Annotated in this window: 12 protein-coding genes and 1 pseudogene; 3 read left to right on the top strand and 10 right to left on the bottom strand. The window is 26.1% G+C overall.

All coding sequences use genetic code 11. The annotated features are described in order from the left end of the window. Positions 1 to 5: 5 nt before the first annotated feature. The 3 genes from I2E98_RS09200 to I2E98_RS09190 all read right to left on the bottom strand — a co-directional run bounded on the left by I2E98_RS09200 (position 6) and on the right by I2E98_RS09190 (position 4,006). Positions 6 to 2,093, bottom strand: coding sequence for a sugar ABC transporter permease (locus I2E98_RS09200; RefSeq protein WP_195468622.1), 2,088 nt, complete (start codon positions 2,091 to 2,093; stop codon positions 6 to 8). A 40-nt stretch (positions 2,094 to 2,133) separates the two neighbouring features. Next, the gene (locus I2E98_RS09195) at positions 2,134 to 2,595 is read right to left on the bottom strand and encodes a hypothetical protein (protein ID WP_195468621.1); all 462 of its coding nucleotides are present in this window, start codon (positions 2,593 to 2,595) and stop codon (positions 2,134 to 2,136) included. Positions 2,596 to 2,677: 82 nt separating this feature from the next. Next, positions 2,678 to 4,006 (bottom strand): sugar ABC transporter substrate-binding protein, encoded by a 1,329-nt coding sequence (locus I2E98_RS09190; protein WP_195468620.1) that lies wholly within the window; start codon positions 4,004 to 4,006, stop codon positions 2,678 to 2,680. Positions 4,007 to 4,709: 703 nt separating this feature from the next. Between I2E98_RS09190 and I2E98_RS09185 the strand changes: the two genes are divergently transcribed. Then, positions 4,710 to 5,936: a helix-turn-helix transcriptional regulator gene (locus I2E98_RS09185; RefSeq protein WP_195468619.1), complete on the top strand. Its 1,227-nt coding sequence runs from the start codon at positions 4,710 to 4,712 to the stop codon at positions 5,934 to 5,936. Here I2E98_RS09185 and I2E98_RS09180 read toward each other — a convergent pair. Both I2E98_RS09180 and I2E98_RS09175 read right to left on the bottom strand, forming a co-directional pair. Continuing rightward, on the bottom strand, positions 5,894 to 6,481 hold the full coding sequence (locus I2E98_RS09180) for a CAP domain-containing protein (RefSeq protein WP_243251042.1): 588 nt from the start codon (positions 6,479 to 6,481) through the stop codon (positions 5,894 to 5,896). The genes I2E98_RS09185 and I2E98_RS09180 overlap by 43 nt on opposite strands. Before the next feature lie 313 nt (positions 6,482 to 6,794). Beyond that, on the bottom strand, positions 6,795 to 7,130 hold the full coding sequence (locus tag I2E98_RS09175; protein ID WP_195468617.1) for a hypothetical protein: 336 nt from the start codon (positions 7,128 to 7,130) through the stop codon (positions 6,795 to 6,797). Between the two features lie 192 nt (positions 7,131 to 7,322). On the opposite strand from I2E98_RS09175, the gene I2E98_RS16180 reads away from it, so the two are divergent. After that, on the top strand, positions 7,323 to 7,445 hold the full coding sequence (locus I2E98_RS16180) for a hypothetical protein (RefSeq protein WP_279324973.1): 123 nt from the start codon (positions 7,323 to 7,325) through the stop codon (positions 7,443 to 7,445). Positions 7,446 to 7,502: 57 nt separating this feature from the next. Here the strand turns inward: I2E98_RS16180 and I2E98_RS09170 are convergent, their stop codons facing one another. The 4 genes from I2E98_RS09170 to I2E98_RS09155 all read right to left on the bottom strand — a co-directional run bounded on the left by I2E98_RS09170 (position 7,503) and on the right by I2E98_RS09155 (position 11,400). After that, on the bottom strand, positions 7,503 to 8,777 hold the full coding sequence (locus tag I2E98_RS09170; protein WP_195468616.1) for an HAD hydrolase family protein: 1,275 nt from the start codon (positions 8,775 to 8,777) through the stop codon (positions 7,503 to 7,505). Positions 8,778 to 8,860: 83 nt separating this feature from the next. Next, positions 8,861 to 9,517: a superoxide dismutase gene (locus I2E98_RS09165; protein WP_195468615.1), complete on the bottom strand. Its 657-nt coding sequence runs from the start codon at positions 9,515 to 9,517 to the stop codon at positions 8,861 to 8,863. A gap of 128 nt (positions 9,518 to 9,645) precedes the next feature. Beyond that, complete coding sequence (locus I2E98_RS09160; protein WP_195468614.1) at positions 9,646 to 10,416, bottom strand: formate/nitrite transporter family protein; 771 nt, start codon at positions 10,414 to 10,416, stop codon at positions 9,646 to 9,648. A gap of 357 nt (positions 10,417 to 10,773) precedes the next feature. Further along, positions 10,774 to 11,400 carry a zinc-ribbon domain containing protein gene (locus I2E98_RS09155; RefSeq protein WP_195468613.1) on the bottom strand — a complete coding sequence of 209 codons (627 nt, stop codon included), beginning with the start codon at positions 11,398 to 11,400 and terminating at the stop codon, positions 10,774 to 10,776. A gap of 171 nt (positions 11,401 to 11,571) precedes the next feature. Between I2E98_RS09155 and I2E98_RS09150 the strand changes: the two genes are divergently transcribed. Further along, positions 11,572 to 12,066 (top strand): DUF308 domain-containing protein, encoded by a 495-nt coding sequence (locus I2E98_RS09150; protein ID WP_195468612.1) that lies wholly within the window; start codon positions 11,572 to 11,574, stop codon positions 12,064 to 12,066. A 119-nt stretch (positions 12,067 to 12,185) separates the two neighbouring features. Here the strand turns inward: I2E98_RS09150 and I2E98_RS09145 are convergent. Further along, positions 12,186 to 12,662, bottom strand: a pseudogene (locus I2E98_RS09145) (alpha/beta hydrolase); the annotation flags it as partial. Positions 12,663 to 12,741: the final 79 nt, after the last annotated feature.

The following is a 12,741-nucleotide window of genomic DNA, read 5'->3' as shown; positions in this document are numbered from 1 at the left end:
CATTCCTACCCCCTCTTAAATGCATCTGTATTTCTATATCCTATATATGCAATTATCATAAGTGCTACAGAGATAACAACTGTAATTGTAGCTCCTATAGCTTGATAATTGTTCTCCATTGTTAATTTAAATATATAAGATATTAAAAGATCTGATGAACCTGCTAACTGACCATATTTACTTGGGTTAAAAGGACCTCCATCATTAAATAATGCTATAATACTATAGTTATTAAAGTTAAATGTGTATTGTCCAACCAAAAGTGGTGCTGTTTGGAATAATACTAATGGTACTGTTATCTTCGTTAATTTCTTAAAGCTTGTTGCTCCATCTATATCAGCAGCTTCATATAACTCTGCATTTATAGATTGAAGTACTCCTGTAGATAATAAGAATACATATGCACTACCAAGCCATGCTTGCATACAAATTAATGTTACTCTTATTACAAAAGGATCATTCTTTATTGAAAAGTCTGGTCCAAACACTTCTCTTAATGAGTTAACTATTGTACCTCCATCTGCTGCTAATATACTAAAGAATAGTATAGTGATAAATGCTGGTACTGCCCATGGTAAAAGATATATTGATCTAAATAATACTTTACCTTTAATTCTATCGTTATTAAGAACAATTGCTAAGATAAATCCTAAAGCTATTGCTAAAGTTGTAGCTCCAATAGTCCAAACTATTGTCCATCCTAATATTCTCCAGAAGACTGTTCCTACCATACCTTGTCCTAAGAAGATCATCTTGTAATTCTTTAATGCTTCCCATCCAAACTTAGCTTGAGTATCAGGTCCCATTCCTGTAAATGCTAAAAGTATAGTTGTAACAACTGGTATACATACTATAAAGATTGTTATTATAGCTGCTGGTGATAAAACTAAGTATGGGAATCCATCTTCAAATACTGTTTGTTTAGTTTCCACCCAAGTCTTATATCTACTACCTTTAATAGTGTCTTTTTCTACATTATTTGCGTCTTTAAAACATATAAACATTAAGAATATTCCTATTATAACTAAGAATATTGCTAATACACCTTCAATCATGAATATGATTGATCTATCTAGTCTACCACCCTCTGCTGCTAGTGTTAGAAGACCTGCTACACCATCTCCCCTATAGTTTCCGTAACCTAAAGCATATGGAATAGCCATAAAATATATATATATTGTTGCAAAGAACATAATTATCGCTTTTACATATTGTTTGTTAATTACTTGAGCTAAACCTGGAATTAAGAATGTAACCCAAGATACCCATGGCATAGTTTTTTCTGTTTCAATCGGATAAACTCTTCTTAAATCTGCAACATTAATGTTTACAGTATTAATTTTTTGTTTAACCGTTTTTGAAAGTTCATATTTCTTATTTTTTACTATTTCTTTGTTGTATATTTTTTCACATTCAAATGATTTTACTAATACAACTTCTTTATATTTTCTTTTTAATTCTTTTATTGTATTATCTTTTGCTTGTCCTGAGATTAAGCCTTCTTTACATTTAGACTTAACTTCTTTTATTCTTTCTTGTAACTTTTTATTTTCTGCTTCTTTAAAAGCTTTAAATTCTGCATTAAATTTTTCATTATTTACATTTTTTAACTTTGAAAGCTTATCTTGAGCACTTTTTAATTCTTTTACAGTCTCTTTAGCAAACTCAATTACTGGTGGTATTTGAGCTATTTCTAATTTACTTTGTTCATATATTAATTCTGCATCATAAGTTAATTTTATATAATTTTTATAAAAATTAACTGATTCTTTTGCTTTAAAAAGTCTTACTTGTAAGTTTTGAACATTCTTAGGCAGTGAAGTATCAACTTTTGACTTATAGTTTGATACTTTAACTTTTAACTCTCCTAAAAATACTCTTTCTTTATTCTTATATTCTTCTAATTTTTTATTATAAGAATGTTCTTTTTTGTTATTAATTAATTTCTTTAACTTATCTTTTAAGTCATCCTTTTCCTTACCAGTTGCAGCTTCAATTTCTTCTTGTAAAGCCGAAACTTCATAAAGGTATAAATTTTTTCTTTCATACTCTCGATTAATATTATCATATAAATACTTATTGATTTTTTTCAACACTACTACCTCCTTTTATACCCTCTGAATAACTTTATAACTATAAACTCTTAACATTTTTTAAACACTTCCCTAAGTAAAACATTGTTAAAACTAATGCCAGATAACCAATTCCACTTCCGATAAAGAATATTGAAAAATATTGTTCTCCTAAAAACGTTAGTGCAAATGCTCCTACTAATATAACACTCCAAATTATTATAAACATCTTATTTACTCTAAGTTTTGTAAATACAAAATAACTATGAATAGCTACAGCAATTGGAGTTATTACTCTAACAAAAAATATTGATATACACATATTTAGATACGTTGAATATTGTTGATCTATTGTTTGGTTTAATAAATCTTTATCTAAATTTCCATTGGATAACCACATATTAAATAAATCTAAATCTTTTGCTTTAATTAACATCTCTATGGATATCATCATCATAACTACTGCGCATATTGCTTCAATTGTATAAAATATACCTTTAGGCATCTCTATACTATCTCTCATGTGGAATCCTCCTTAAAATCAGTTTAACTTATATAAAAGGGGACTTAGTCCCCTTTTATATAAACAATCTAAATAATCTTAATTATTGAAAGTTACTCATCATAGCGTCAAATGCAGCTTTAACTTCTTTATAAGCTTCTTCTGCATTTGCAGGGTTATTAGCTGACCATGATAATAAAGAATTTTGCCAAGTTGCCCATACTTGTCCATATTCACTGAATAAAGGTCTGCTTTCTGCTACTTCATAACTTGCATAAGTAGCTTCTATAACTTTTAATTGTAATTCATCAATTCCTTCATAGCTTTCAATTGTAGCATTTTCTAATACCTTACCAGTTGCTTCGAATAATTCTTTTGCATTATCTGGATTTACAATTTCTTTAATGAAAGCTTGTGCAACTTCCATTTTTTCTGGTTTTTCTTCACATCTTGCATTAATTCCAAGACCCCATCCACCTTTCCAGTGTTTTAAAGGTTGTCCATTAAATGTGATTTGGCTTAATGGAATGATTTCCATATTATCAGCACTTCCTACTAATTCACTAACTGTAGATGTTGCCCATGGTCCGTCGATTTTTATAACATCGCTTCCACCAGTTTTGAATTGCTCATCAATATATCCAGCTGCAGCATCTTTATCCCATAAGGATGTGTTATTATCTTTGTGAGCTTTCCAGTAGTTGAATAAACCTTCAAATAATGATTTTTGTTCATCTGTTAAATCAGCCCATTCTTTAGTAGCTGTAGAATATAATTCTTTTGAATCATTGAAGTTTAATAATTCAAAACCAACTGAGTTTGTAAATGCAACTCCATACCAAGCATCATGAACAGTTGTTAAGATTTGATTGTACTCTAAATCTGTAAATTCTATATTTTGAGTTGTATCTATGTTTGCAGCCTTAGCATTTTCAACATTAACATACCCGACTAATGTTTCTATATTGTAAGGGAATGCTAAGTATTCACCATCTATTTCGAAGTTTCCTCCTAATCCTTTATCAAAATTAGCAAATCCACCAACTTCTTTTGCCATTTCATCAGCAGGCATAGCAGCTAAAACTTGGTTCTTAGCTAATCCATATAATCTATCAGCAGGTAAAGCAAATACGTCTGCAACATCTGAATTAGTTGCGTCAGTTTTATCTATAGTATCTAAATGATCAAATGAACCTGTTTCCATTAATTCAATTGTTGCATTTGGATATTTTTCAACAATTGTTTCTTTAACCTTTTCATAGTAAGGCATCCAATCTTTTTCTGCTTGAACTGTTAATGTTACCTTTGCATCAGTAGATGTAGCAGTACTATTATTTTCCTCTCCTTTTTTGTCTCCTTTATCACTTGATCCACAAGCTACAAAGTTAATTGAAGTTGCTGCAACAAGTAATGTAACTAATAGTTTTTTCATAATATTCTCCTCCACTTTTAAAAATCTATTTATTTTAAGTTAATCAAATATAACTTAAATACCCTCTAAGGTTCAGAAACCGATTCCAATTATTTTTACAGAAATCATTTCTGATTCTACTATTTCTTTTACTCTAACATCTCCAAATCATGTTAATATGAAAATCTATTTGTAATTGATTTCATAACTTGTTAACATAATCCATTATATTTCTAAAACGGATGCTTGTCTACATATTTTTTTGAATTTTTTCCCTTTTAGGTATCGTTTCTGATATGTTTCAAACATATATGTAGTATCAAAAACACATTCATAAAATTAAAAAATTTATATTTGGTAATTTTTTTAATTTTTTGTGTTTTTTTCTTTGTTTACATTTACATTATAATAAATTTACAAAAACTAGTCAATAAAATTCATAACTTTTATTGTGTTCAATTTTATATACATATTAATGTTTAAATATGGTTTTTTTATTCACACTTTCACACTTTTATTTTTTTATTATTATTTTTTTTAAAATAATTTTACTTTTTTAATAGTTTAATCCTCAAAAATATAATTCTATATTATTTTTAGAATTTCTCATTGTAATCCTTTAACTCTTTCTTTTTAACATTTCATATTGTTATTTGATATAATTTATGTTTTTTGTTATTATTAATGATATTTAATTTATGGGATAATATGAAAGGGTTAATAAATGATTGATACATACAGCAATAATAAAAAAATAATTGGATCAATAATAAAATTTAATAGAATAAATAATAATATTAGTCAAAAACAATTATCACAAGGTATATGTGTACCATCATATTTAAGTCGTATTGAAAATGGTGAATTATTACCTAGTGAAGATGTTTTATCTATAATTTTTAATAGACTTGGTCTCGAATTTAATGATTCTCCAAACTTTATAAATGGAGGTACAAGTCATTTAAAAGACTTTTTTAATAATCTTAATCTTAACGAATTTGATTATACAAATAAGTTATTTGATATATTAGAAAAGGATGAAGATAAATATCTAGCCTCTCCTTTAATTATTGACTACCTTTTAGCAAAGCTTGCAAGATATTCTTCTACTCCTTGTAGAGATAAATTTGAGAATTCTAAAGATATGATTTTATCATCATTTGATTTGCTATCAAATAAACAAAAATTTATATATAATTTTTATGTTGCAATTGATATATTAATATTATCTAACAATAAGAATCTTGGAAAAAAACTACTTCAAGAAGCTTTAAGCTATAAAGAAAGTGGCCATTGTTATTTTTGGTTATCATACTCTTACAGAATAGAAAATAATCCTATCAAAGCTTATGATTCAATTCAAAAAGCATTAAATTTATATGTTACTGAAGGAAACATAATAAGTATAATGAATACTTATGAGAAATTTGCAGAGGTATATTTCATGTTAGATAATTATAGTGATGCCATTCATTACTTAGAAATTTCTCTAAATATGGCTAAAAAGTTCAATAATATTTATTTTATTGAACATATTAATTCTATTTTAGCCTGGGCTTATTATAGACTAAGTGATTATGAAAGATCATTAGAATACTTGAATTATAACACAGAATTAATAGATCATCGCATAATAATTCCTGATACTATTATTAAATCCTTAGTTTACTTTTCATTAAGTGATAAAACTTCCCTAAAAGCTGTTATTAATTACTTAAATAGCGAATATACATTGCAACATGTTAGCTCAGATTTATCAAGTTTAATTTATGAACTATTTGACATATTCATTAATGACGATAATTATATGAAAAATCCACTTTGGGAAGAATTATTAATTAAAATAATTGATAATATTAAAAGGTTAGTAGAGCTAAAAAAAGTTTTTACTACTTTATTAAAAGATTATTATATAACTAATAGACGATATAAAGATGCTTTATTTTTATAAGAATAGAGGGGTTGTCCAACTACAACCCCTCTATTCTTATGTAAGGCTAATGCTGTTGGATCAGTAATTCCACCTATGCATGCAATATTTTCTCCCCAAGCATTATATGTAACTCCATCAGCCTTCATCTGTGTAGTTATATAATTACCATTTGGATCTGTATGGCTAAAATAATTTTTATCTCCCATATCTTGAGATTTAATTCTCGCATACTTCTCCATAGTAGTATTATAGCTTAATGCTGGTACTCCAGCCTTAGCTCTCTCTTCATTTACTTTATTATAGATAGCTTGTTCAACTTCTGCCATAAATTTATCACTAACAGTTGTATTATTGTCTGTTGTACTATTATTCTCTGTACTTTCTCCACTTGATGGTGGTGTTATTGTTGAAGCACTTCCATTTGATGGCCTACTTGGTCTATTAGGTCTAGAAACTGTTACTTTTCTAGAACTATCACTATTACTAATAGTAGCTGCATGAGCTTGTACTCCCCCAACAAATATACTTCCTAATAATACTAATGAAATTATTTTCGATTTCATTTCCATTCCTCCTATAATTTGAACTATTATTAATAATTCATTTTTAGTCGTTATGTACTTTTACGTCTTTAACAACTTGTCCACTTCATGCTAACATAACAATATAAATTTTATAATAGTATATTGTTGGTTAAACTATATTATATATCCTATAAAAAAATAATTATCATATATGTTTAAATAATGGTATTAATTTATATCTTAACTCTAAAAAAAGTCGAACCTTCAATATGATACTTTTATAATAATAGTTTAATTTATTTTATATAGATGTATCATATCTATTGCTCGACTTTTATTTAATCTTTTTATTTTACACGTAATTGAACTTACACTCTGAAAAATCAAAATAATCTCTATATTCAAATCTAAAAACTTTTTCAAATTCATTCTCATTCCAGAAATTATTTCCTATTATGTTACTAGAATCAACTAATTCGCTTATTTCATTATAATCTATTGTCTTTCCATTATCCTTTATACAACTCTTTAAACACCTTAATATATCTGATTTTTCTCCGTAATTTTCTAAACTTTCAGAATCAGTATTTACTCTTATATACTTTACTCTAAAGACCTTATTATTTCCTAATTTTTTAGCTATACTTGTCTCCTTAACAACTGAAAGTAATGTAACTTTTATTCTCATTAAATATCCCTCCCAAACCTCTTTGTATACATTTACATACTAATGTATATTCACTTATTTTTTAAATAATACTAACAATATTTTTTTATTTTAATACTAAAATGGTAATAAAAACAACGTATCTTTATTTTTAATTAACATAAAACAATAATAGAAAATATATTTTCTACTATTATTTTATAGGAGGTTAAAATGAAAAAATATAAAAGTCATAAAAGCCAAAAAATTGAAAATGTTATTAATGAACATGATGGCAACTTGAACTTACATGAAATCAAGGCTAAAACTGGCGCTGGAAGTGGCTATAAACACTAAAGTTTTCTAAATAGTAATAGTAGCTTACTTTTCTTCCGAAAAGTAAGCCACTATTATTTACTTCCAAAAATAAGGCTCATATATTCTTTTTAAATTTCTAACTATTTCATTTGATTCATTTTTATTTACTCTTAAGTTCTTTCCTTCTTCAGTACTTTCCAAAATTATTATATCATCAGCTTTAGTTAATTCTTTAATATATTGGATCATATTCTCTTTAATTGCTTTTTTATTATATACCTTTATATAAGAATATCCTGGAAAATCATCGGAACTATATTTTAAAATTTTAAACTTTTTTGTATATCCAAGTTTTTTCATTTGTAAATATAAATTTTCAATTTTTTTATTTTCATCTATAAGCATTAAATAAACTGCACCATATCGTTCTGGTAGTTCTTCTTTAATATAATTCCTATAAGGAGATGATCTAAGAGTATCATAAATCTTTTTTTCTACCTCGTTCTTAAAATCATCATAATAAATAATTACTGAGTCTTCAACTACTACATTAACAAAACAATGTAAATTATTTTCTTTAAATAATTCTAGAAATTCTTTTGTTTCTGAATGTGTCATTTCATATACTTTTAAATATCTATTATCTTTTACATCAAATAATATAGCTCCGTCCATAGCAATAACAGGAAGTTTTATTCTAATATCCTTTAATGCCTCTAATAACGCTGCTGGAGTTCTCATTGTTGCAATAGTAAATTTAAGTCCATCATCTAACATCTTGTTTAACTCAATCTTACTATATGGAGTTAATGTATTATGCATATTTAATAAAGCTTTATCTAGCTCTGAAACAAACAATAAATTGTCTCTTTTTTTTCTAGGAATTCTAGCAGTATTTATTATTAAAGCTAAAACTATTCCTATCATTGTATCTAAAACTCTATTAAAAACAAAGAAATATGGATTTTTATCATTAAGATGATTAACAACTATACTTAAGAAAACTACACACGAGAAGTATGATGCGTTTTTCTTATTTATTACTACTGTTGTATATATAACTGGTATTATTAGTACAGATATTATTAAATACCTAATAAACTCATTATCAAATGGTAAAAAATAATATTCTAGTAATATCATTATTAATCCATAAAATGCTCCTATCATTGTTCCTATAGTTCTTTGTCTTGCATTTGCTTTTGCATTACTAGGATACGGTTGCATACACCATAAAACTGATAATGCAGTATAAAAAGGAGCTCCTTGCTTTCCTCTAAGCAAATAAATAATAAATCCTAACAGTACTCCAATTGATGATTTAATAATACGCATTCCTATTGGTGGAAGTGCTGTTGATTTAATTTTCATTAATATCCCCCATATCTATTTAATCTTTCTTTAGTTATTATTTAACTTAATGTAAAGTTAATATAGCTTAAACTATATCATCATCAATTTATTATTTCAATATTGATATTCTTTAAGCTTTGCTTGGAGCATTCTCGTAGATAGTTATCTTCAACCTTTGACCAATCTAATATATTCCAAATATTTTTTATATAATTAGCCCTTAAATTTTTATATTTTAAATAATATGCATGTTCCCATACATCAATTGTTAATATGGGTTTCATCTTGAAAATTAATGGAGAATCTTGGTTAGATGTTGAAATTACATCAAGTTCTCCTTTTTCATTAACTACAAGCCATGAATACCCTGATCCAAATTGATTTATAGCTCTCTTTGATATTTCATCTTTTAATTTTTCTATATCACCATACTTCTTATTAATCTCCATTAATAACTTACCATTGGGACATTTCTTAGGCTTCTTTGATAAAATAGAAAAATATAAATTATGATTTGCTACACCTCCACCTTGATTAATTACATCCTTTCTTATTTCCTTGGGTATTTTTTCAACATTATAAAGTATTTCTTCCAATGTTTTTCCTTCAGTAAATTTTTCATATCCCTCAAGTGCTTTATTTAGTTTGTCTACATATCCTTGTAAATGCTTTGTATAGTGTATACATACTGTTTCTGTATCAATATAAGGCTCTAAATCTTTATACTTATATTGTAATGGCCACTTATCATATTTCATATAATCTTCTCACCCCTTATTTTACTAATATTTTATTTATTATTTTTATATTCATAAATATAACTACTTTTTCAAATATATTAATAAAAAAAGAGCTAGCATCTATACTAACTCTCATAATAATAGTGTTATTTATTTTTTCTTGATATTAAATAATAAGGTATTGCAACAAAGAATATTCCACCAATCATATTTCCTAAAGTAACAACTCCTATATTATATATATAACCTGTAATGCTTACAGCCGCTGTACCTGGAGATAAAAGTCCAATTGTAAGTAATGTCATATTAGCAACGCTATGTTCAAATCCAGCTGTAATAAATATAAATAAACACCAAAATATCATTATTAATTTTGAAACATCATCTTTACATCTAAAAGTACACCATACTGCTAAACAAACTAGTATATTACAGAATAATCCTCTAAAGAATAATTCTTGAGCTGGTAAACTCATCTTTGTAGCTGCAGTATTTGCTATAAATTCTCCAACTGGCCCCTTTGCAAGCCCTGTTAAGTAAAACATATATCCTGCTAATATTGATCCAACTAAGTTACCAATAAAACTAACTATCCATACTTTTATAGTATCTACCCATGATAAGCTTTTATTTAATGAACCTACTGCCATTACAAAATTATTTCCAGTAAATAACTCTGAACCTGCAAAAACAACTAAACTTAAAGCTCCACCAAATGAAATTCCCATAACAATCTTAGTTGCTGGCGATTCTGCTGCTGTTAACAAGCCTCCAATTGTAAATATAAGCATTATAGCCATACCTACAAAAATTCCTGCTAACATTGCCGAAACAAAATATCCTAACTTATTATTTTTTAATAAATCACTTTTTGCTTTAGCTGCTCCTGCAACTTTATTAAACTCTTCATTAAACATATTATTCCCTCCATTTTATTGTTATTTAAATAACAATTTATGAGGTTATTATATATTCTTTATAAAAGATATACAGTGATTAAAATCACGAATTCTTATTATTTTTAGTAAATTTTACACATATTTTTTCATTTTAATTCCTTTTTATATTAATTTTATCTATATTATTGTAATTTTAAAAATTATTTAAATAAATTTTGTTTTTTCTTATAAATGAAATCCCCCTATTTTTCCATTTAATATTGATATTTTTTTATCATTATATATTTTACAAATATTAAAATAATATAATAAAAATATCTCCTATAACTTATTTATTATAGGAGATATTCTTCTTATTATATGATTACAGTTTTACTACTGCCTATTATAATAGTTTATTCCATCACTAGGCTTAAAATATGTTCTAATATATCCATCTGCCGATACAAATACTATTTCATTTTTATCTTCATCATAGTATATCTCATCACCATCTTCTGCTTCTGTTTTATGTTTTGAAGTAGATGAATTAATAACTTCATTAGCTCCTTTTAGATACTCCTCTTTAGTTTTATAACCAAATTCACTTCCATGCTTTTCAAAGTGATCTTCCCACATTGTTTCATTACGGAATTGAAGAGAAAGATTACTTTCTTGAGTTCCAAAGTTTGTCCCAATTGCTTGCCAGTTAATATCTATATTAAATAATTTACCTAAAAATAAAACTACAAGCACTAATCCAGCAGCTATAATATTTCTTAATGTTTTTTTCTTGTTATCGCTTTTATAATTATTATTCTCAGAACTATCATTTTTATAATTATTATTTATGTTTTCGTTTTTACTACTATTTATATTATAACTTTTATTATTGTTTTTATTTTCCTTTCTACACTCACTACATCTCTTAGGTAGTTCTAAATTCTTATCATTAAAGAATTTAATCTCTGAATCTGTTAACACAAATTCCTTTCCACATTGCTTACAATTTCTTTTTATCACATTTAACCTCCCTTTAATTTATTTTAATATTATAGAGTTATTTAACTTTATAGTATAATTAATATGTTATCATATATTTTAAAAAAGTTCTTTAATAAATTTATAATATTATAAATTTATCACAAACTAAAAGTATATTTCCTTATTAAATATATTTAGGTGGTGATATTTTTGAAAAGATTTTTAGAATATCTATTTATTATCGAAGGAATATTATTTGGAGTAATAGGTGTCTTATTCTTTATAAATCCTTTCAGTACTTTAGCAAATTTTATTAATATTTGTGGAGTATTAATAATTCTTGTTGGTATATTTAGCATTATTAGAGCATTTGGGTCTATCAATAATGTTTTTTTAATAGCAAATGGTACAATTTCAATTTTATTTGGTCTACTTCTCTGTTTCTCGCCTATTGAAACAATTGATACACTTGCTCTATTCTTTGGTGTATGGGCTATTATTAGAGGAGTTTACTTATTCATAATGGCAATTAAATATAGAAATTTAGGTTTTAATTTTCATACTGTTTATATTATTCTTTTATTTATTTTAGGATTATTAATATTAATTAATCCTTCAGTTACAGTACTAGCAACTCCTTATATTATAGGTACTTTCTTTATAATTTCAGCAGTATGTGAAATATATTTAGGATTTAAAATTTAAATAAATATTATAAAAAGTGTTTTATCATATTTTGATAAAACACTTTTTATAATAAATCCCTATATAAATATTTTAAAATATTATTGCCATTATTTTTTATTATTTAAATTTTTAATAATCTATTCCTCAATAAACTTTGTTATCTCTTCATTAAATTTATCTCTTTCATCATAAAAGGTAGCATGTCCACTATTGATAAACTTCACTAAATTACTATTCTTAATTAATTTTTTTTGCTCCTCTGCTAAAGGAAATAAACAAACTCTATCGTGAATACCATGTATAATTAAAGTTTCAACCTTTATTTTTTTCATATCATCAAATAAAGATTCTTCACCTAACCAGGTCTGAGCAATTTTAGCCGTTGACCAACCAGCCGCTTGTAAGCCTAGCTGAAAAAACCATTCCATAAAAGGTTTGCTAACCTTTTTATAAAAAAACATATCTCCAAATTTATTTAAACCTAATGTATCTACTACTGCTTTTACATCATCACTTAATGTATCATAATCGTATCCGCATACTGGCCTATCAGAACTTCCAAATCCTCTTTGATCTATTCCAATACATCTATATCCTTCTTCTATTAAACAGTCATTGGTCTTATGTCAATATTTTGGACACAAAAAGTCAAACTTTTTTATGCTGCACTTCTAGCTAATAATTCACATTGAT

Origin of the sequence: Clostridium sp. D43t1_170807_H7 (assembly GCF_015555905.1) — a bacterium.
Lineage (GTDB): Bacteria > Bacillota > Clostridia > Clostridiales > Clostridiaceae > Clostridium.
This window is presented reverse-complemented; position numbering and strand designations above follow the sequence as displayed.

Excerpts from the sequence above, each read along its gene's own strand:
- I2E98_RS09180 (WP_243251042.1), bottom strand. The coding sequence starts at position 6,481 with ATGAAATCGAAAATAATTTCATTAGTATTATTAGGAAGTATATTTGTT.
- I2E98_RS09195 (WP_195468621.1), bottom strand. The coding sequence starts at position 2,595 with ATGAGAGATAGTATAGAGATGCCTAAAGGTATATTTTATACAATTGAA.
- I2E98_RS09190 (WP_195468620.1), bottom strand. The coding sequence starts at position 4,006 with ATGAAAAAACTATTAGTTACATTACTTGTTGCAGCAACTTCAATTAAC.
- I2E98_RS09160 (WP_195468614.1), bottom strand. The coding sequence starts at position 10,416 with ATGTTTAATGAAGAGTTTAATAAAGTTGCAGGAGCAGCTAAAGCAAAA.
- I2E98_RS09175 (WP_195468617.1), bottom strand. The coding sequence starts at position 7,130 with ATGAGAATAAAAGTTACATTACTTTCAGTTGTTAAGGAGACAAGTATA.
- I2E98_RS09170 (WP_195468616.1), bottom strand. The coding sequence starts at position 8,777 with ATGAAAATTAAATCAACAGCACTTCCACCAATAGGAATGCGTATTATT.
- I2E98_RS09165 (WP_195468615.1), bottom strand. The coding sequence starts at position 9,517 with ATGAAATATGATAAGTGGCCATTACAATATAAGTATAAAGATTTAGAG.
- I2E98_RS16180 (WP_279324973.1), top strand. The coding sequence starts at position 7,323 with ATGAAAAAATATAAAAGTCATAAAAGCCAAAAAATTGAAAATGTTATT.
- I2E98_RS09185 (WP_195468619.1), top strand. The coding sequence starts at position 4,710 with ATGATTGATACATACAGCAATAATAAAAAAATAATTGGATCAATAATA.